Source organism: Stenotrophomonas sp. 93052_Sma (assembly GCF_056481145.1).
In genome coordinates, this window is record NZ_CM151134.1 from 806,400 (window position 1) to 825,037 (window position 18,638).

The 18,638-nt window shown below is 66.0% G+C and carries 11 protein-coding genes, 5 pseudogenes and 1 riboswitch; of the genes and pseudogenes, 9 read left to right on the forward strand and 7 right to left on the reverse strand.

Going from position 1 to position 18,638, the window contains the following annotated elements:
• Window positions 1-21 precede the first annotated feature (21 nt).
• Complete coding sequence (locus ACZK2V_RS03695; protein ID WP_486322926.1) at window positions 22-819, reverse strand: hypothetical protein; 798 nt, start codon at window positions 817-819, stop codon at window positions 22-24.
• A 154-nt stretch (window positions 820-973) separates the two neighbouring features.
• On the opposite strand from ACZK2V_RS03695, the gene ACZK2V_RS03700 reads away from it, so the two are divergent.
• Entirely contained in the window at window positions 974-1,531 is a 558-nt protein-coding gene (locus tag ACZK2V_RS03700; protein WP_049461613.1) for a DUF3228 family protein, read from the forward strand.
• A gap of 109 nt (window positions 1,532-1,640) precedes the next feature.
• Window positions 1,641-2,255 carry an energy transducer TonB gene (locus ACZK2V_RS03705; protein WP_049461612.1) on the forward strand — a complete coding sequence of 205 codons (615 nt, stop codon included), beginning with the start codon at window positions 1,641-1,643 and terminating at the stop codon, window positions 2,253-2,255.
• On the opposite strand, the gene ACZK2V_RS03710 is transcribed toward ACZK2V_RS03705, so the two are convergent.
• The 4 genes and pseudogenes from ACZK2V_RS03710 to ahcY all read right to left on the reverse strand — a co-directional run bounded on the left by ACZK2V_RS03710 (window position 2,252) and on the right by ahcY (window position 5,765).
• A complete protein-coding gene (locus ACZK2V_RS03710) occupies window positions 2,252-2,755 on the reverse strand; it encodes a hypothetical protein (RefSeq protein WP_049461611.1) in 504 nt (167 codons plus the stop codon). The genes ACZK2V_RS03705 and ACZK2V_RS03710 overlap by 4 nt on opposite strands.
• A complete protein-coding gene (gene ybaK, locus ACZK2V_RS03715) occupies window positions 2,755-3,228 on the reverse strand; it encodes a Cys-tRNA(Pro) deacylase (protein WP_049425053.1) in 474 nt (157 codons plus the stop codon). Before ybaK ends, ACZK2V_RS03710 begins: the two co-directional genes overlap by 1 nt.
• A 302-nt stretch (window positions 3,229-3,530) precedes the next feature.
• Entirely contained in the window at window positions 3,531-4,262 is a 732-nt protein-coding gene (locus ACZK2V_RS03720; RefSeq protein WP_161802495.1) for a GTP pyrophosphokinase, read from the reverse strand.
• A gap of 59 nt (window positions 4,263-4,321) precedes the next feature.
• A pseudogene (ahcY, locus tag ACZK2V_RS03725) lies at window positions 4,322-5,765 on the reverse strand (adenosylhomocysteinase).
• 36 nt (window positions 5,766-5,801) lie between these two features.
• A riboswitch (S-adenosyl-L-homocysteine riboswitch) is annotated at window positions 5,802-5,885 on the reverse strand.
• Window positions 5,886-6,005: 120 nt separating this feature from the next.
• On the opposite strand from ahcY, the pseudogene ACZK2V_RS03730 reads away from it, so the two are divergent.
• Window positions 6,006-8,520 (forward strand): annotated as a pseudogene (locus ACZK2V_RS03730) (S9 family peptidase).
• 172 nt (window positions 8,521-8,692) lie between these two features.
• Window positions 8,693-11,402, forward strand: a pseudogene (gene ppc, locus ACZK2V_RS03735) (phosphoenolpyruvate carboxylase).
• Window positions 11,403-11,518: 116 nt separating this feature from the next.
• Here the strand turns inward: ppc and ACZK2V_RS03740 are convergent.
• Both ACZK2V_RS03740 and metK read right to left on the reverse strand, forming a co-directional pair.
• A complete protein-coding gene (locus tag ACZK2V_RS03740; protein ID WP_049399791.1) occupies window positions 11,519-12,025 on the reverse strand; it encodes an acyl-CoA thioesterase in 507 nt (168 codons plus the stop codon).
• Between the two features lie 138 nt (window positions 12,026-12,163).
• A complete protein-coding gene (metK, locus tag ACZK2V_RS03745) occupies window positions 12,164-13,375 on the reverse strand; it encodes a methionine adenosyltransferase (RefSeq protein WP_010481882.1) in 1,212 nt (403 codons plus the stop codon).
• A gap of 335 nt (window positions 13,376-13,710) precedes the next feature.
• Here metK and olsF point away from each other — a divergent pair, with 335 nt between their 5' ends.
• From olsF to ACZK2V_RS03770, 5 genes and pseudogenes are all read left to right on the forward strand, one after another.
• Window positions 13,711-15,426 carry a bifunctional ornithine lipid synthase OlsF gene (olsF, locus tag ACZK2V_RS03750; protein WP_049461607.1) on the forward strand — a complete coding sequence of 572 codons (1,716 nt, stop codon included), beginning with the start codon at window positions 13,711-13,713 and terminating at the stop codon, window positions 15,424-15,426.
• Window positions 15,423-16,202: pseudogene (locus ACZK2V_RS03755) on the forward strand (UDP-2,3-diacylglucosamine diphosphatase); the annotation flags it as partial. The gene olsF and the pseudogene ACZK2V_RS03755, both read left to right, overlap by 4 nt.
• Before the next feature lie 317 nt (window positions 16,203-16,519).
• Window positions 16,520-16,879: pseudogene (locus tag ACZK2V_RS03760) on the forward strand (IS110 family transposase); the annotation flags it as partial.
• 166 nt (window positions 16,880-17,045) lie between these two features.
• On the forward strand, window positions 17,046-17,480 hold the full coding sequence (locus ACZK2V_RS03765; RefSeq protein WP_486322927.1) for a transposase: 435 nt from the start codon (window positions 17,046-17,048) through the stop codon (window positions 17,478-17,480).
• An 87-nt stretch (window positions 17,481-17,567) separates the two neighbouring features.
• Window positions 17,568-18,635 carry a metal-dependent hydrolase gene (locus ACZK2V_RS03770; RefSeq protein WP_049461582.1) on the forward strand — a complete coding sequence of 356 codons (1,068 nt, stop codon included), beginning with the start codon at window positions 17,568-17,570 and terminating at the stop codon, window positions 18,633-18,635.
• The last annotated feature ends 3 nt before the right edge of the window (window positions 18,636-18,638 follow it).

The following is an 18,638-nucleotide window of genomic DNA, read 5'->3' on the forward strand; positions in this document are numbered from 1 at the left end:
TCGGCCAGCGCGGTTGGATCCTCACTGTCGAGCGTGCCACCGCGCCACGCCGCCGCGTTGTCGAAGCAGTGGCGTACGAACAGATGGGCATGCTCGAAGCTGCGCTGGCCCGCCCGCACCGCGGCGTCCAGAGGCACGGCCTTGGGCAGGTGGCCGATCAACGGACGGCGCAGCTGCTGCGCCTCGGTGGCCAGCCGCTGGTAGGTGTCCGCACGCAGCTGGTTGTAGACCTTCAACGCGTCGACACCGCGCGCTGTACGTGCGTGCACGCTCGGCGGCGGCCTCCGGCGCGAGTGATGGATCCTCGAAGTAGAAACTGGCGATCTGCACGAAGCGCGGTGCAACCTGCTGCCCGGCAATGGCCTGTGCGGTCCAGCGGCGCTTGTCGGCCACGCAGGCGATCAGCGGATCGGTGGCCTGCGGGCAGTCCATCATGTCGCGGGTGCCGGTGATGCCGTTGGCCAGCATCAGCGGGAACTGCAGCTGCGGCGACAACTGCAGTGCATGGGTGTGCATGTCCCAGAAACCGGGCAGCAGCCAGCGGCCACCGGCATCGAGCACCGGCAACGCGGTGTCCCGTGGAGCTTCGCCAATGGAAGTGATCGTGCCGTTGCGCACTGTCACTGTGGTGGGTTCGCTGACCTGGCCGCGCGCGACGTCCACCACCCGCGCGTTGACGATCATGCGGCTGTTGCCCGGCTCGGGCAACGGCGGTGCCGACAGCGGCCAGAGCAGGGCGGCGGTGAACAGCAATGGCGGCGCCAGCAGGAGGACGGCCAGGGCGATCGGCCATCGCCGACGGCGGGCGGAACGGGGCAAGGCGTGTGCTGCATCCATGAGCCGGCGATCCTTGCATTGGGTCGCCCGCAGAGTGCTGCAAGCCGGACGCGGGCGCCAGTGACCATCGGCATCCGGCCCTGCCTGCCTCCGGGGCGGTTACCCTGTGCGGTGGAACTCCTGACCACGCCCTGCTATGTCCATCGTCCTCACCGATTTCGCCCGTCCCCGCCTGTTCCCGCGCGTGCCGCGCGGCAACACCATCCAGGACTGTACTGCCGAGCAGTTCGAGGCACACCTCAATGCGCACGCGCCGTTGAAGGTGCTCGATGGCTACGCCCCGTTCTGCAAGCTGTTCGTCTACGAGAACTGGACCAGCACGCGTTGCCTGACGGTGCCGGTCACCGACGCCAACCGCCACCAGCTGCGCAGCGGCTATGAGGCGCGCAACCGTGAGGAACTGCCGGTGCTGGTGCGCTGGTTCGAGGGCGTGGAATCACCGCGCGCGAACTACCTGGTGGTAATCCTGTACAGCGCCGGGCAGCTGGCGAAGGAGGGTTCACCGATCGAAGCCGACTGGGGCATCGTCGGTTGCATCTATACCTCCGAGCCCGAGGAAGTGCCGATGGCACCAATCACCATGATGCGCAATGCACTGGGCGTGGAGGAGGGCGGTTCCGGTGTGCCGCTGGATCGCGAGGCTTACCAGCGCTCCGTCGCGTTCTGGGAGAACAACGCCAACTGGCGGCCGTGAGCCCACGCTGCGGCCGGACAGTCGGCATGTGAACAGGGAGGATTGCAGCGGGGCGCTACCATGGCAGTGAATCAACGCAGGGAGCACAGGGATGGATGTTCGCAGTTGGATGCCGTTTGCATGGGTCGCCGCAGGTCTGCTGGCCGCAAGTGAAGGCTCGGCAGCAAAGTACGATGCAGGCGCCGCCTGTGGTGCCCTGTCCGACGTGACGCCGATCCGTGATGCCGGCGTGGGTTCACTGCAGGCGCAGGCAACGTTGGGGCGCTGCACGTTCCATGTGGAAGCGGATGACGCTGCAGCGCTTTCGCGTCAGCAGTCGTTGCTGCAGAGCGTGTCTGCGATCGCCTGTGGTGCGCCAGCCACCACCCGGCCTTCGCAAGGGGCTGCAGGCTTCGACCTGCAGATGCCTGCACGTTGCCCACTCTCTTCCAGCACGCCGTTGATTGCCCGGGAAGGAGGCTGGCACCAGCGGCGACTTTCGTCGGTCCCGACGTATCCTGCGGCCGCCATGCGCGAGGCCCAGCAGGGAGGTGTCGAGCTGATGCTGCTGCTGGATGCGCAGGGCAAGACCCAGGCGATCATCCTGTCCCGATCCAGCGGCTACCCGCTGCTCGATGCGGCGGCGCTCAAGCACGCGCGTGACTGGCGCTACGAGCGTGAAGCGGCAGGCAAGGCACCAAGCATGAGCCTGATACGCGGCACGGTCACGTTCAAGCTCAACTAAGGCGTCTGCAGGGCGGGCTCGGGCTTCCACTCCCACCAGGTGTAGTGGTATTCGCGCTCGGTCGCGCTCCATTGCTGCGCGCAGCAGGTGCACGTCAGCCGGTAGCATTCGCCCCAGCCGTCCTCCGCTTCGCCCCGTGCACGCAGCTGCACGTGACCTTGTTCCAGCAGCGGCTCGGGACTGAAGAACACATAGGATGGGTAGAGCGCGCACAGGCAGCCTTCGCGTGCCTGCCAGTAGCGCAGCCGTTGCAGGGCCGCCTTGAGGTGCGCCTGGTTGCTGATCAGCATGCCGCCAAGGGCGATGCCTTGGCAGCTGCGTTCGATCGTATCCACATGCGCGACCAGCGCGTCCAACGATGAGGCGCTGAACAGCCGAGCGACCGTACGCGCGGCATCGGTGATGCGCGTTGCATCGCGCGACAACAGGTCCTGCAGCAGCACGTCGGCCTGTGCTTCGTCGAGCCGGGGTATCGGTGCTGCAGACCACGGCCAGCGCATCAGCGTGACTTGCCGATGGCGGCGTAGTGGCCGGCCGTCAATCGCAGCAGGTCGGTCGGCGCCAGTTCCACCTCGAGGCCGCGGCGACCGGCGCTGACATGCAGCGCGGGCAATGCCTGCGCGCTGGCGTCCAGGAAGGTGCGCAGGCGCTTCTTCTGCCCGAGTGGGCTGATGCCACCGACCAGGTAACCGGTCGCGCGCTGCGCGGCATCGGCCGCGGCCATTTCGCACTTCTTGCAGCCGGCTGCTTCGGCCAGCGCCTTCAGGTCCAGCTGGCCGGCCACCGGCACGATCGCCACCAGCAGCTCGTGGGTTTCGGTGCTGGCCAGCAGGGTCTTGAACACCTGGGCCGGGTCGAGGCCGAGCTTGTCGACGGCTTCGCCCCCATACGATTCGGCGTGGGCGTCGTGCACGTAGCTGCGCACGGTGTGGGCGATCTTCTCGCGCTTGAGCAGGTTGATGGCCGGGGTCATGGGGGCATCGTAGCGCGGGGCAGGGGTGTTGCCTTGACCGAGGCTACTGCACCATCAGACCTATTCGGTCCTGCGGCCAAAAGGATTTAGCTTCGTCAAATCAGCGAAGTATCTGCTATGACTGCGCTGAAGGTCTGTCATGTCCTTAGCTTCCAGTATGACGACCTCGTGTCCGTCGTCGTGCCCAATTAGGCTGATCTCAATTGCGAGCTTTTCGCGTGATGCAGAAGGTCTGTCCACAAACTCACTTAGCCTGAGGACTGATCTGGAGCGCCGATTGTAGTGAACAAGGTAATACATATTTAGATTCCCTTAAGCAGCTTGCTAGCAAGTAGCTTGCTAACGTGGCTCATGGCGCTTTCATATCTCTTCTTGGCGCTAGATTTATCGTCGCGAAGCTTCTTCCAAGTGTCTTTGGAGACGCCAGAACGCTTCGCTTGCACCACGCTAACGTGCGTCAGTGCATACTGCTCGTTGCGATCCTCGGCCACTCTGAATGCTTCTGAGAGATCAATGAGGTGGCGCTGCAATTCCGGAGGCCCCCCTCCGTATTTGACTTCCTGACCATGGAGATCGGCGACCTTCTCTGAGATGCTTGCCCAGAAATTCTGAATGAGCGTTCTGATTTGAATTTCGACAACGCGGCCATCATGTCGAACAAGTGCGTGTATAGCTCTGTAACCGTTACTTGGGCGTGTAGTGCGATCAATGAATTTAATGTCAGGAAACCACTGTCTGAGAGAGTCGGCAATCTCCCTCTGCTCCATTGTCGTAGTGGCGACGACGCGGCAACCCGCAATATCTTGAATTTGAGCAAGTCTGCTGCTGCTTCGTCTCAATTTTTCAATGATCGAAATTGTTGATTTGAAGCGCCCGGTGACCGAAAGAAGCAGCTTATCTTTCAGGATTCGAACTACGTGGTTGTATGCGGGTACGAATTCTGAACGATATGCTTCTAGCTCGGTGAGCGTATTGGCATCGTCATTACCATTCTTCAGCTGCTCGCCGAGTCGTGTAACACTGCTGTTGCTCAACAATGTTGTGTCCCTCAAACCGACGGGGCGGTAAGGCCCCGTCGGATAGATAAAAACGATCAGTAGCGGTAGTGGTCCGGCTTGAACGGGCCTTCCACCGGCACGCCGATGTAGTCGGCCTGTTCCTGGCTCAGGGTGGTCAGCTTCACGCCGATCTTTTCCAGGTGCAGGCGGGCCACTTCTTCGTCCAGCTTCTTCGGCAGCAGGTAGACCTTCTTCTCGTAGCTGTCCTTGTTCGCCCACAGGTCGATCTGTGCCAGGGTCTGGTTGGCGAAGCTGTTGGACATCACGAAGCTCGGGTGGCCGGTGGCGCAGCCCAGGTTCACCAGGCGGCCTTCGGCCAGCAGGAAGATCGCGTTGCCGTTCGGGAAGATGTACTTGTCCACCTGCGGCTTGATGTTGACGTGCTTGATGCCGGCGAACGACACCAGCGCATCGACCTGGATCTCGTTGTCGAAGTGGCCGATGTTGCAGACGATGGCCTGGTCCTTCATCGCGCTCAGGTGCTCGATGCGGATGATGTCCTTGTTGCCGGTGGTGGTAACGTACAGGTCGGCACGGCCCAGGGTCGATTCGATGGTGTTGACTTCATAGCCTTCCATCGCCGCCTGCAGGGCGCAGATCGGGTCGATCTCGGTGACGATGACGCGCGCCGTAGGCACGCAGCGAGGCCGCGCAGCCCTTGCCGACGTCGCCGTAGCCGCAGACCACGGCCACCTTGCCGGCCAGCATCACGTCCATCGCGCGCTTCAGGCCATCGGCCAGCGACTCGCGGCAGCCGTACAGGTTGTCGAACTTGCTCTTGGTGACCGAGTCGTTGACGTTGATCGCCGGGATCAGCAGGGTGCCGGCCTGGGCCAGCTGGTACAGGCGGTGCACGCCGGTGGTGGTCTCTTCGGAGACGCCCTTCCAGTCCTTGACCACGCGGCCCCAGTAACCCGGGCGCTCCTTGGCGACGCGCTTGAGCAGGTTCTTGATGACCTGTTCTTCGTGCGAGGCAGAGGCGGTGTTGACCCAGTCGCTGCCGTTTTCCAGCTCGTAGCCCTTGTGGATCAGCAGGGTCACGTCACCGCCGTCGTCGACCACCAGCTCCGGGCCGGTCAGGGTGCCGTCGGCCAGGGTGAAGGTCAGCGCGTCCAGGGTGCAGTCCCAGTACTCTTCCAGGGTCTCGCCCTTCCAGGCGAACACCGGGGTGCCGGTGGCGGCAATGGCGGCAGCGGCGTGGTCCTGGGTCGAGAAGATGTTGCACGAGGCCCAGCGCACGTCGGCACCGATGTCCTTCAGGGTCTCGATCAGCACCGCGGTCTGGATGGTCATGTGCAGCGAGCCGGTCACGCGCACGCCCTTCAGCGGCAGCTCGGCCTGGTACTTGCGGCGGATCGACATCAGGCCCGGCATTTCGTGCTCGGCGATGTCCAGTTCCTTGCGGCCCCAGTCGGCCAGCGTGATGTCGCGGATCTTGTAATCACCTTCGGTGGAGAAGGTCTTGGCAACAGCGTTCATTCGTGTGCTCCGGTTGTGGGCGAGCGGGTGCTCGCATCTAGCCGGGCGCCGTTGTTACAAAGCCACCTTACCGAGCCTGGCCGGGCCTCATGGGATCCGGTCGCAGCGCCCCTCGGCAGGGGAGAACCCCCATTATATCGCGGCCCCGGCGTGACATCCGGATGACCCAACCATCGGCAGGTGGGATCACGTGCACGGCCTGTTAAGGTCGGTGTTTTCACGCATCACACAGGTGGAACGATGAGCATGCACGCGCGCCGCACACGGCGCTGGACCGGCCTGGTCCTGTCGATGGGACTGCTGGCGGTGGCTCCGCTGGCCTGGGCCGCGTCCCCGCAGCCCGCCCAGGTACAGGCCCAGGGCGTCAACGGCTACGAACTGCCGTCGGCGGCGCTGCAGGCGGTGGTGGACGCGCCGCGCGCCCTCGCTGTACCTGTCGCCACGCCGCGATGTCGCCGCGATGATGCAGATGCCGTCGCTGCCGTCGATCCAGGTGGTGGCGCAGCCGGAACTGAAGCTGGCCGGCCTGCGCATCAACCCGCGCACCTTCTCCGACAGCCGCTTCAGCTTCGGCGAGAAGCTGTGGCTGATGAACGTGGCCGACGGCAAGGAACGGCAGATCAGCGGCCTGCCGGCCACGCTGTCGATCGCCAGCGTGATGTGGTCGCCGGACCAGAAGTGGCTGGCCTTCAACCAGGTCGACGCCGCCAGCGGCGCCAATGAACTGTGGCTGGTGGATGTGGCCGGCGGCAGCGCCCGTCGTCTGGTCGCCGGCCTGAACACGGTGATCGGCAGTGGCTACCAGTGGCTGCCGGACAGCCGCGGCCTGGTGGTGTTCACCCGTCCGGCCAACCTTGGTGCGGCCCCGGCCGCCGACGGCATTCCGACCGGCCCGGCCGTGCAGCAGACCAGCCAGGGCGGCGGCGTGGTGTCGATCCGTACCTACCAGGACCTGCTGAAGAACGAGGCCGACGCGCGCCAGTTCGATTACTACGCCACCACCCAGCCGATGGAAGTCAGCCTGGATGGCAACACCCGCGCGATCGGCGCAGCTGGCATCTTCATGGGCTTTGCGGTGTCGCCGGATGGCCGCTTCGTGCTGCGCCAGCCGGTGCAGCGGCCGTATTCCTACGTGGTGCCGGTGAGCAGTTTCCCGCGCCGCATTGAAGTGATCGACCGTGCCAGCGGCAAGCTGGTGCACACCGTGGCCGTGCGTCCGCTGGTGGAAGGTTTGCCGACCGGCAACGACGCTGAAGTGACCGGCGTGCGCGATATCAGCTGGCGTGGTGATGCCGATGCCACGCTGGTCTGGGCCGAAGCCCAGGACGGCGGCGACCCGAACAGGGAGGCCAAGGTGCGCGATGCGGTGCTGATGCAGGCTGCGCCGTTCGACAAGCCGCCGGTCACGTTGGCCCAGCTCGGCAGCCGTCTGGTGGGCATCAACTGGGGCCGTGGCGACCTGGCCCTGCTGACCGAGTCGTGGTGGAAGACGCGCAAGACCAGGACCTGGCTGATCGCCCCGGACAATGCCGGAGCCGAGCCGCGCCTGCTGTGGGATCGCGACGGGCAGGACCGCTATTCCGATCCGGGCCGGCCGCTGTTGTCCAGCGACGACCGCGGGCGCTCGCTGCTGCAGACCAGCGCCGATGGCAGCAGCCTGTATCTGGCCGGTGCCGGTGCATCGCCGGAAGGCGATCGTCCGTTCGTGGACCGCTTCGACGTTGCCACGGGCAAGGCCACCCGCCTGTTCCACTCGCAGGCGCCGAGCTATGCGCTGCCGGTGGCGTTGCTGGACAACCAGGCCAGCTCGCTGCTGCTGAGCCGCGAGAGCCCGGATGAGCCGGCCAACTTCTACGTGCAGTCGCTGGCCGATGCCGGTGCTGCACCGCGTGCGCTGACTCACTTCGCGCATCCGCTGCCGCAGTTGAAGGGCGTGCAGAAGGAGCAGATCCGCTACAAGCGCAAGGATGGCGTCGACCTGACCGCGACCCTGCTGCTGCCGCCGGGCTACGACCCGAAGCGCGACGGCCCGCGGCCGCTGCTGATGTGGGCCTACCCGGGCGAGTTCAAGAGTGCGGCTGCGGCCAGCCAGGTGACCGATTCGCCGTACCGCTTCAATTCGGTCAGCTACTGGGGCCCGCAGGCGTTCCTGGCCAAGGGGTATGTGGTGCTGGCCAGCCCGTCGATGCCGATCATCGGCGAGGGCGACAAGGAGCCGAACGACACCTACATCGAACAGTTGGTGGCCAACGCGCAGGCAGCCGTGGATGAAGTGGTGCGCCGTGGCGTGACCGATCGCGATCACATCGCCATTGGTGGCCATTCCTACGGTGCGTTCATGACCGCCAACCTGCTGGCGCATACGCGCCTGTTCAAGGCGGGCATCGCGCGCAGCGGCGCCTACAACCGCACGCTTACGCCGTTCGGCTTCCAGGCCGAGGAGCGCAACTACTGGCAGGCGCAGGACGTCTACCAGAAGATGGCGCCGTTCAACTACGCCGACAGGATCAAGGATCCGATCCTCTTCATCCACGGCGTGGACGACAACAACTCCGGCACGTTCCCGATGCAGAGCGAGCGCATGTTCGCCGCAGTGAAGGGCCTGGGTGGTACCGCGCGCCTGGTGATGCTGCCGAACGAATCGCATGCCTACCGTGCACGCGAGTCGATCATGACCATGCTGGCCGAAAGCGAGCGCTGGCTGGAACAGACCATCGGCCCGGCCGAGCAGGGCAAGGCGAAGAAGAAGCGCTGACGTGACCCGGTAGTGCCGGCCGCTGGCCGGCAACCTCATGGACCTACGCGACCTGAGGTTGCCGGCCAGCGGCCGGCACTACCAGATGAAACCATTTTTGCAACGCAGCACGATGCCCGTTCTGGGATAGGCTTGGGGTCTGGATCCGATGACCGAGGCCTGTGCGTCGCCGATGAACGAGTACCGCAGCAGCATCGAGTTTGCTTCCCCCGATCTTCCGCTTCGCGATGATGTGCGCCGGCTCGGCGCGCTGGTTGGCGACCTGCTGGTTGAACAGGTCTCCGCCGCCTTCCTCGACGATGTGGAAGACGTGCGCACCCGCGCCATCGCCCGCCGCGAGAACCAGGCGCCGTTGTCGGAGCTGGCCGATGGCCTGGCCGGGCGCACGCCGCAGCAGGCCGAAACCATGGTGCGGGCCTTCAGCACCTACTTCCAGGTGGTCAACATCGCCGAGCGCGTGCATCGCATCCGCCGTCGCCGTGACTACCAGCGCGCCGGTACCGCAGGGGCGCAGCCCGATGGCCTGCAGGATGCACTGCAGCACCTGAAGGCGCAGGGTGTGGGCCTGGACGAGCTGGCGCAGTGGCTGCCACGCATCGACATTGAACCGGTGTTCACCGCACACCCGACCGAAGCGGTACGCCGCGCGCTGCTGGAAAAAGAGCAGTTGATGGTGGCCAGCCTGGTCGACAACCTCGACGGCCAGCGCACCCCGGGTGAGGCCGCCGCCGATGCCGCGCGCTTCCGCATGGCGCTCACCGCGTCGTGGCAGACCACCGATTCCTCACCGGTGCGGCCCACCGTGGATGACGAGCGCGAGCACGTCGGCTTCTATCTGGTGCAGGTGCTGTACCGGGTGATTCCGGTGCTGTACGAATCGCTGCAGCAGGCGTTGCGCGATACCTATGGCGAAGAACTGCCGCTGCCGCGCCTGCTGCGTTTCGGTACCTGGGTGGGCGGCGACATGGACGGCAACCCGAACGTGGATGCCCATACCATCCGCAATACGCTGGATGCGCAGCGGCAGGCGGTACTGGGCCGTTACCAGAAGGAACTGCTGCAGCTGGCCAGCCTGCTCAGCCAGTCCACCGAGCGGGTGGGCGTAAGCGATGCACTGCAGGCGCGCGTGGCGCAGTACCACCAGTTGCTGCCGCAGGTGCAGTCGCGCCCGCGCCATGCCGACATGCCCTACCGCCTGCTCAATGACCGCATGCGTGCACGCCTGCAGGCCACGCTGGATGACGGCGAAGGCGCCTACGCCGGCCCTGATGAACTGATCGAGGACCTGCAGTTGATCCTCGACAGCCTGCGCGCCAACCGCGGCGAACATGCCGGTGGCTTCGCCGTACAGCGCCTGCTGTGGCGGGTGAAGACCTTCGGCTTCCACCTGGCACGGTTGGACGTGCGCCAGGAATCGAGCGTGCATGCGCGCGCTGGCCACCGTGCTGGGCGGCGACGCAGCGTGGGACAGTCTCGATACCGTGGGGCGTGCGCGTCTGCTGGCGCCGCATGCCAGTGGTGACGCGCCGTTGCCGAAGGGCGACGACGAAGGCAACCAGCGTCTGGATGCGGTATTTGCGGCGTTGGCCGATGCGCGTGTGCGCCATGGTGGCGATGCGCTGGGCAGCTACATCATCTCGATGGCACACGACCGCAGTGACGTGCTGGCCGTGCTTGCGCTGGCACGCCGTGGCGGCCTGGTGGAAGCGGGCGGGGCGGTGCCGCTGGATATTGCGCCATTGTTCGAAACCGTGGACGACCTCAAGCGTGGCACCGCGACCCTGCGCGACCTGCTGGCCGACCCGGTGTACCGTGCGCATCTGCGTGCACGCGATGACGTGCAGATGGTGATGCTGGGGTACTCGGACAGCAGCAAGGACGGAGGCATCGCTGCCTCACGCTGGGGCCTGCAACGTGCACAGGTGGAACTGATGGAAGTGGCGGCCGAGGCGGGCATCCGCCTGACCTTCTTCCATGGCCGTGGCGGTTCGATCAGCCGTGGTGGTGGCAAGACCACGCATGCGGTCGACGCCTCGCCGCGCGGGAGCATCGATGGCCGCCTGCGGGTGACCGAGCAGGGCGAGGTGATCCACCGCAAGTACGGCATCCGTGCATTGGCCCTGCGCTCGCTGGAACAGGCCACGGGTGCGGTGCTGCGCGCCAGCCTGCGCCCGCGTGCAGCGGAGCCGCGCGAGGATGACTGGCGGCCGGTGATGGATGTGGTCGCCGGCTCCAGCAGCGAGGTCTACCGCACCTTCGTCGGCCAGTCTGGCTTCATGGACTACTTCCGCACGGCCACGCCGATCGACGTGATCGAGCGGATGACGCTGGGTTCGCGTCCGTCGCGCCGGCTCGGTCAGGACGCAGCACTGGGCAACCTGCGTGCGATTCCGTGGGTGTTCGCCTGGAGCCAGGCGCGTGCCGTCATTCCCGGCTGGTATGGCGTGGGCAGCGGACTGCAGGCGGCGGTCGATGCTGGTCACGAGCAGACCCTGCGCGAGATGGCACGTGACTGGCCGTTCTTCCGTACCTTCCTGGACGACATCGCGATGGTGCTGTCCAAGGGGGATATCACCATTGCCGAGCAGTTCTCGCTGTTGTCGGGCGACCTGCACGGGCGCTTCTTCCCGCAGGTACAGCGCGAACTGGAACTGACCCGGCACTGGCTGCTGGCGCTGATGGACCAGCAGACGCTGCTCGACCACGATGCGCGGCTGTCGCTGTCGATCCGTCTGCGCAATCCCTATGTCGATCCGATCAGCGTGCTGCAGGTGGATCTGCTGCAGCGTTGGCGCGAAAGCGGGCGCGAGGATGACGAGCTGCTGCGCGCGCTGGTGGCCTGCGTGAACGGTGTTTCGCAGGGTGTGCAGAACACCGGGTGAAATGCATCCGCCGGGCGTGGCCCGGCGAATTCGAAATGGTAGTGCCGGCCGCTGGCCGGCAACCTCATGATGTCTGGCAGCACGCGCGAGGTTGCCGGCCAGCGGCCGGCGCTACCTCACTCTTCCGGCGACGGCGGGTTCGACGCCAGCAGTTCCAGATGGCGCTGCTCCATTTCCTGGCGCAGTTGGCGGCGGATCAATGCGGCTGCCTGGCGGCGCTTCTCGTCCGACGTGACCGGCTGCAACGACGGCACCGGCGTCGGCCGGCCTTCCTCGTCCACGGCCACCATGGTGAAGAAACAGCTGTTGGCGTGGCGCACGCTGCGCTTGAGGATGTCCTCGGCCACCACCTTGATGCCGATCTCCATCGACGAGGTGCCGGTGTAATTCACCGAGGCCAGGAAGGTGACCAGCTCGCCCACCGCGATGGGCTGGCGGAACATCACCTGGTCCACCGACAGGGTGACCACGTAGCTGCCGGCGTAACGGCTGGCGCAGGCGTAGGCGACCTGGTCGAGCAGGCGCAGGATGGCGCCGCCGTGGACCTTGCCGGAGAAATTGGCCATCTCCGGCGACATCAGCACGGTCATGGACAGCTGGTGGGTTTTGAGTTCGGTCGACATGGGGCGATTGTATCGGCAACCGGTAGTGCCGGCCGCTGGCCGGCAACCACGCGATTGTTTCCGGAGGCCATGAAAAAGCCGGCCAGCGGCCGGCTCTACCAGAAGCAGAAGGGCCGCGTGAGCGGCCCTTCGTGTTTCTTACTTCAGCTTCGCATCGGCGCGCAGGGCGGCAGCGCGGTCGGTCTTCTCCCAGGAGAAGGCCGTGGCGTTGACGGTCTCGCCTTCGCCGTTGAGGTAGCTGAACTCCTTCGGCTTGCGGCCGAAGTGGCCATAGGCCGCAGTCTGCTGGTACATCGGGTGCACCAGGTCCAGCATCTTGATGATGCCGTACGGGCGCAGGTCGAAGTGCTTGCGGATCAGCTTCTCGATCTTGTCGTCGCTGATCTTGCCGGTGCCGAAGGTGGTGACCGAGATCGAGGTCGGCTCAGCCACGCCGATGGCGTAGGAGACCTGCACTTCGCAACGGTCGGCCAGGCCGGCGGCAACCACGTTCTTGGCCACGTAGCGGGCCGCGTAGGCTGCCGAACGGTCGACCTTGGACGGGTCCTTGCCGGAGAAGGCGCCACCACCGTGACGGGCCCAGCCGCCGTAGGTATCGACGATGATCTTGCGGCCAGTCAGGCCGCAGTCGCCCACCGGGCCGCCGATCTCGAACTTGCCGGTCGGGTTGATGTGGAACTTGGTGCCCTTGTGCAGCCACTTGGCCGGCAGCACCGGCTTGATGATCTCTTCGCGGACGGCCTCGATGAGGTCCTTCTGCTTGATGCCCGGGGCGTGCTGGGTCGACAGGACCACGGCGTCGATGGCCGAGACCACGCCGTTTTCATAGCGCAGGGTGACCTGGCTCTTGGCGTCCGGGCGCAGCCACGACAGCGGCGAGTTCTTCTTCTTGCGGATCTTGGCCTGCTGCTCGACCAGGCGGTGCGACAGGTGGATCGCGGCCGGCATGTAGCTGTCGGTCTCGTTGGTGGCATAGCCGAACATCAGGCCCTGGTCGCCAGCGCCCATTTCTTCCGGCTTCTTGCGATCCACGCCCTGGGCGATGTGCGGCGACTGCTTGCCGATCAGGTTCAGCACGCCACAGGTGGCGCCGTCGAAGCCGACGTCGGAGCTGTCATAGCCGATGTCCGTGATGACCTTGCGGGTCAGCGCTTCCAGGTCGATCCAGGCGCTGGTGGTGATCTCACCGGCCACAATGGCAACACCGGTCTTGACCATGGTCTCGCAGGCCACGCGGGCGCGCTGGTCCTGGGTCAGGATCGCGTCCAGCACCGCATCGGAGATCTGGTCGGCAACCTTGTCCGGATGGCCTTCGGAGACCGACTCGGAGGTGAAGAGATAGCTGGACATCAGGCGTAATATCCCTTGATTCGGATGGAAAGATGGGCGCGAATGATACACGGGGTGCGCCGCCTGTGCATTGTGAACCTGTACCGGTTGCCGGTGGTTAAGCCCGCGTAGCCCCGGCAGGGGCCGTCCGGCCGGGATTGGGGCTCAGCCTCGAGGTCCAGTGTTCCACCAGCGTGACAACGCAGCGGGCGGCTACCGGCCCCGACTGCGCGGGCCACAACGCCCGGCAGCGGCTGTGCGGCCGTCATCGTTCTGCCCAAAAACCGCCATCTGGCTGCCGCCTGCCGGGCGCAGGCTGTCGGCCAATCCGGCCGCCGGGCATGAGTGGATCCGCCATGCAGGAACTTGAACAGCGTCTCCAGCAACGCTTCCCCGATTGGTTCCATGGCCGCCGGGGCCAACTGGCGCGACCACTGCTGCGCAGCGTCGGTCGCTGGTCGCGGCTGGACCAGATCGAAGCCTTCCTGCAGCGCAGCTCAGGCCTGCGTGGCTTCGGCTTCGTCGCCGCCGGCCTGGAGTTCATCGACGGCCAGTACCAGGTGGATCCGGCCGCGCTGGCCAGGATCCCGGCCACCGGCCGCCTGCTGATCGTCGCCAACCATCCCTCCGGGGCACTGGATGCCCTCGCTCTGCTGGACGCGGTCGGCCGCATCCGCCGTGACGTGCGGATCGTGGCCAACGACCTGTTGGGGGCAATCGCGCCACTGCAGGACCTGCTGCTGCCGGTACGCATCCTCGGTGGCAAGGCCCAGCGTGGCAGCCTGCATGCCGTCGAAGAGGCGCTGGCCGCCGAGCAGTGCGTGATCGTGTTCCCGGCCGGCGAGGTCTCGCGGCTGTCGCTGCGCGGCATCCGTGATGGTCGCTGGCAGCGCGGTTTCGTCCGCTTTGCCCGTGCCGCTGGCGCGCCGGTGCTGCCGGTGCGTGTGGAGGCGCGCAACTCGGCGCTGTTCTACGGCGCCTCGACCCTGTTCAAGCCGGCGGGCACCGCGCTGCTGGCGCGCGAGATGTTCACCCGTCGTGGCCGTCCGCTGCGGCTGCGCATCGGTGAGCCGATGCAGCTGGGCAAGGGCGGCGACCCGGGCGCACAGCTGCTGGCGGTGCGCCGCGCGCTGTATGCGCTGGGCCGTAATGGGGCCGCGGGCGATGCAGCTGCTGTAGCAGGCCCCGAGCCGCTGGCGTCCCCGGTGCCGCCTTCACAGGTGGCCGCAGGCATCGCCGCGGCGACCCAGCTGGGCCAGACCGCCGACGGCAAGCAGATCCTGCTGGCGACCTGTACCGCCGATTCGCCGCTGCTGCTGGAGCTGGGGCGTCTGCGCGAGCTGACCTTCCGCCAGGTAGGCGAGGGCACCGGGCGCAGCCGCGATCTGGACGATTACGATCCGCGGTACGAACACATCGTGATCTGGGACGCGGCCGCGCAGCGCATCGCCGGCGCCTACCGGATCATGCGTGGTGCCCACGCGCTGGCCCGGCACGGCCTGTCCGGGCTCTACAGCGCGTCGCTGTTCCGCTATTCCGACGACGCCATCACCCACATCGCCGAAGGCCTGGAACTGGGCCGCAGCTTCGTGGTGCCTGATTACTGGGGCAGCCGCAGCCTGGACTACCTGTGGCAGGGCATCGGTGCCTACCTGCAGTGCCGGCCCGGCATCCGCTACCTGTTCGGCGCCGTGTCGATCAGCGCAGCGCTGCCACGCGATGCACGCGAGCAGCTGGTGGCGTACTACCAGCGCTACTACAGCGGTACCGCCGGCCTGGCCGAATCGAACCGCCCGTTCCAGTACTTCGCCGCGCCGCCAAGTTTCGGCGAGCTGGATGCAGGTGCCGCGTTCGATGTGCTCAAGGCCAACCTGGCCGCACTCGGCACCGGCGTGCCGACGCTGTATCGCCAGTACACCGATCTGTGCGAACCCGGTGGCGCCCGTTTCCTTGCCTTCGGTGTCGACCCGGACTTCAGTGATTCGATCGACGGCCTGATTGAAGTGGACCTGTGCGCGATCAGGCCGAACAAGCGCAAACGCTACCTGCGCGACGCGGGGGCGCCGGCATGAGCGCGCTGGCGAACCTGTCGCCGCACCGGCGCGCAGTGTTCGTCTCCGACGTGCACCTGGGGTCACGTCATTGCCATGCCACCGAGCTGGCGCGGTTCCTCTCGCAGCTGCGCTGCGAACGGTTGTACCTGGTGGGCGACATCATCGACCTGTGGTGGATGGCGCATCGCCGCGCCAACTGGCGCCAGTCGCATAGCGAAGTCATCCAGGCCCTGCACGCGCTGCGCCGTGCCGGGACCGAGATCGTCTACATCCCCGGCAACCATGACGCGTCACTGCGCCACGTGTGCGGGCTGATGCTCCCAGCGATGCAGGTGCGCCGCCGCGCCATCCATGTGACCGCCGATGGCCGTCGCCTGCTCGTTGCGCATGGGGACGAGTACGACGGCGTGACCCACTTCGGTGGCCTGCAGGAAAAGTTCGGTGACTGGCTGTACTACCGCATCCTGACCGGCAACCAGGCGTTGAATGCGGTGCGGCGGCTGCTGGGGATGCGCTACTGGTCGCTGTCGGAGTTCCTGAAGAAGCGCAGCGGTGCGGCCGAACGCTACATCGAACGCTTCGTGCAGGCCGGGCTGGACGACGTGCGGCGGCGCGGACTGGATGGCATCGTCTGTGGCCACATCCACCGCGCCGCGCTGATCGAGCGCGATGGCCTGGTCTATGCCAACGACGGCGACTGGGTGGAGAGCCTGACCGCGCTGGCCGAAGACCATGATGGCGCGCTGCGCCTGCTTGACCACAATGGCCAGACCCTGGTGGAACTGCCGGGCGCGCATCAAGCAAGCGGCTTGACCCACTCTTGTAGAGTCGAGCCATGCTCGACTGCTCTTCTCAGACTGCCCCGCGTACAGCAGTCGAGCATGGCTTGTATGTTCCTCCCGGCTCCTACGCGGTATGTAGGAGCCAGGGTGGAGGGACCGTCAAGCATGCATCTGCGGATACTAGCCGACAGACGAGTCGAGCGATCCCCATCCCGCACACGAACGTCGATAAAGGATCGTACGGCCCCCAAAGGGGATCGTCGATGTAGGCAAGCTAACGTCGGTGCGGTACCACCCCAGCCCCTTAAAGATAGCTGGGAGCCGTACAAATGTCTGATTCTCTCGATATTGGCGTGGACGTGGACTCCAAGGAGTTCGTACCGGCAGTGGCCGACCGCAAGGCCGGCGACAGGATCGCCAACACCCGGGCCGGCATAGCCCAGTGGCTCAACACCTTGCCCCAGCGATGCCGGATTGGCATGGAGGCGACGGGGCGGTACTACGAGTTGTTGGCTCGGATGGCTGGCCAGGCAGGCCACGTTGTCTATGTGATCAATCCACGTCTGATCAAGCACTACGGCCGGGCGACGGGCTCGCGTGGCAAGACGGACGCCATGGACGCCGAAGCGATCGCCCGGTACGTGAAGAAGGAGAACGATCGCCTGCGTGAATACGTACCGCGTACCGATGAGCAGCAGCAGATGCACGATTTGCTGCGCAAGCGGCAGACGCTGGTAAAGACACGCGCGCCTGGAGCAATCCTTCGGGGTAAGCAAAAGTGCCCCCGGGGAGCTGTCAGATCTGTTCTGCGCTCTGGCTGGGACGCTGTCCGAGCTGGAAAGCGAACTGCAGCGCTTGGGTCGCGATGGAGAGCATGGCGCGCTCTACAAGCGCCTGTTGACCATCCCTGGTATCGGCCCTGCCGTCGCCGCTCACCTGATTTACTACATGACGCGCTGGCCGTTGGCCAACGCCAACGCGTGGATCGCCTGCACGGGCCTGGATCCCCGGCCTAACGAGTCTGGCGGCAGAACGGGACGGCGTCGGCTGTCCAAACAGGGCGCGCCAGTGCTGCGCCAGATGCTCTACATGGCCGCAATGGGGCTCAAGCGGTGTCGCCAGGGGCAACCGCTCTACGACGAGCTGTCAAAACGCGGTCACCCCAGCACCGCCGTCTTCAACATCCTGGCCAGAAAGCTGGCCAGGATCGCCTGGGGTGTCTTCAAAAGCGGCCGGGACTTCGATCCGGCCATGCTGAAGGTGGGTCAAGCCTGCTTCCAGCAGGCTTGACCACGAACATAGGATCTCGACTCTACAAAAGAGCGCGAGCGGCTGTGCCATCAAGACGGCACGCCCGCAAGCCGCTAGCATCGGCCCATGGATTCCCTGACCCAGATCGTGCTCGGCGGCGCCGTCGCTGCTGCCATCGCCCCGCCCGGACATCGCCGTGCGGCCCTGCTGGCCGGTGCCGCGCTCGGCACCCTGCCGGACCTCGACGCCCTGTGGCTCGGCTTCACTGCCGCCGACCCGGTGGCGAACATGATCGAGCACCGCAGCTTCAGCCACTCGCTGCTGGTGCTGCCTTGGGTGGCGGCACTGATCTGGTGGTTGTTCAAGCGCTTCGGCAATGGCCGCGTCGCCCAGTCACCGGTGCGCTGGTTCTGGGCGATCCAGCTGGCGCTGGTCACCCATCCCATGCTGGATGCGTTCACCGTCTACGGCACCCAGCTGTGGTGGCCGCTGCGCCCACACCCGACCATGGGTTCCAGTGTCTTCATCATCGATCTCGGCTACACGGTATGGCTGCTGCTGGGCTGCGTGCTGGCCTGGTTTGGTCGCGCCCGCCCCTGGGCTGGCAAGGTGCTGGGTGTGGCGTTGCTGGTCAGCAGTGCCTACCTGGGTTGGGGCCTGATCGCCAAGGCGCAGGTCGACCGTGCTGCCCAGCAGAGCCTGGCGGCGATGGGCCTGGGCGATGCGCCGCGCTTCTCGGTGCCGATGCCGTTCAACACCCTGCTGTGGCGCGTGGTGGCAATGACGCCGAACGGCTACGTGGTGGGCGACCGCTCGCTGGTGGCCGACCACGGGCCGATGCGGTTCGAAGGCCACGCATCCAACGTGCAGGCCTTGCGCGAAGCGCAGGCCATCCCGGCGGTGCAGCAGCTGACGTGGTTCAATCGTGGCTTCATGCGTGCGCAGGTGGTGGACGGCCGGCTGGTGCTGAGCGACCTGCGTATGGGGCTGGAACCGGACTACACCTTCAACTTCGCGGTGGCCGAGCAGGCTGATGGGCAGTGGCGGGCGATCACGCCCGAGCAGGTGCGGGTGGATTACAGCAGCCCGGCTGCACGCGCCGACGTCGGACGCCGGTTGGCCGCGATGTGGCAGCGGATCTGGCATCAGCCGGCAGCACAGCCGGGTGCGGTCGACCACAGCGCCGTGCATTGATCC

Excerpts from the sequence above, each read along its gene's own strand:
- ybaK (WP_049425053.1), bottom strand. The coding sequence starts at position 3,228 with ATGACCCCGGCCATCAACCTGCTCAAGCGCGAGAAGATCGCCCACACC.
- ACZK2V_RS03740 (WP_049399791.1), bottom strand. The coding sequence starts at position 12,025 with ATGTCGACCGAACTCAAAACCCACCAGCTGTCCATGACCGTGCTGATG.
- ACZK2V_RS03700 (WP_049461613.1), top strand. The coding sequence starts at position 974 with ATGTCCATCGTCCTCACCGATTTCGCCCGTCCCCGCCTGTTCCCGCGC.
- olsF (WP_049461607.1), top strand. The coding sequence starts at position 13,711 with ATGCAGGAACTTGAACAGCGTCTCCAGCAACGCTTCCCCGATTGGTTC.
- metK (WP_010481882.1), bottom strand. The coding sequence starts at position 13,375 with ATGTCCAGCTATCTCTTCACCTCCGAGTCGGTCTCCGAAGGCCATCCG.
- ACZK2V_RS03770 (WP_049461582.1), top strand. The coding sequence starts at position 17,568 with ATGGATTCCCTGACCCAGATCGTGCTCGGCGGCGCCGTCGCTGCTGCC.
- ACZK2V_RS03710 (WP_049461611.1), bottom strand. The coding sequence starts at position 2,755 with ATGCGCTGGCCGTGGTCTGCAGCACCGATACCCCGGCTCGACGAAGCA.
- ACZK2V_RS03705 (WP_049461612.1), top strand. The coding sequence starts at position 1,641 with ATGCCGTTTGCATGGGTCGCCGCAGGTCTGCTGGCCGCAAGTGAAGGC.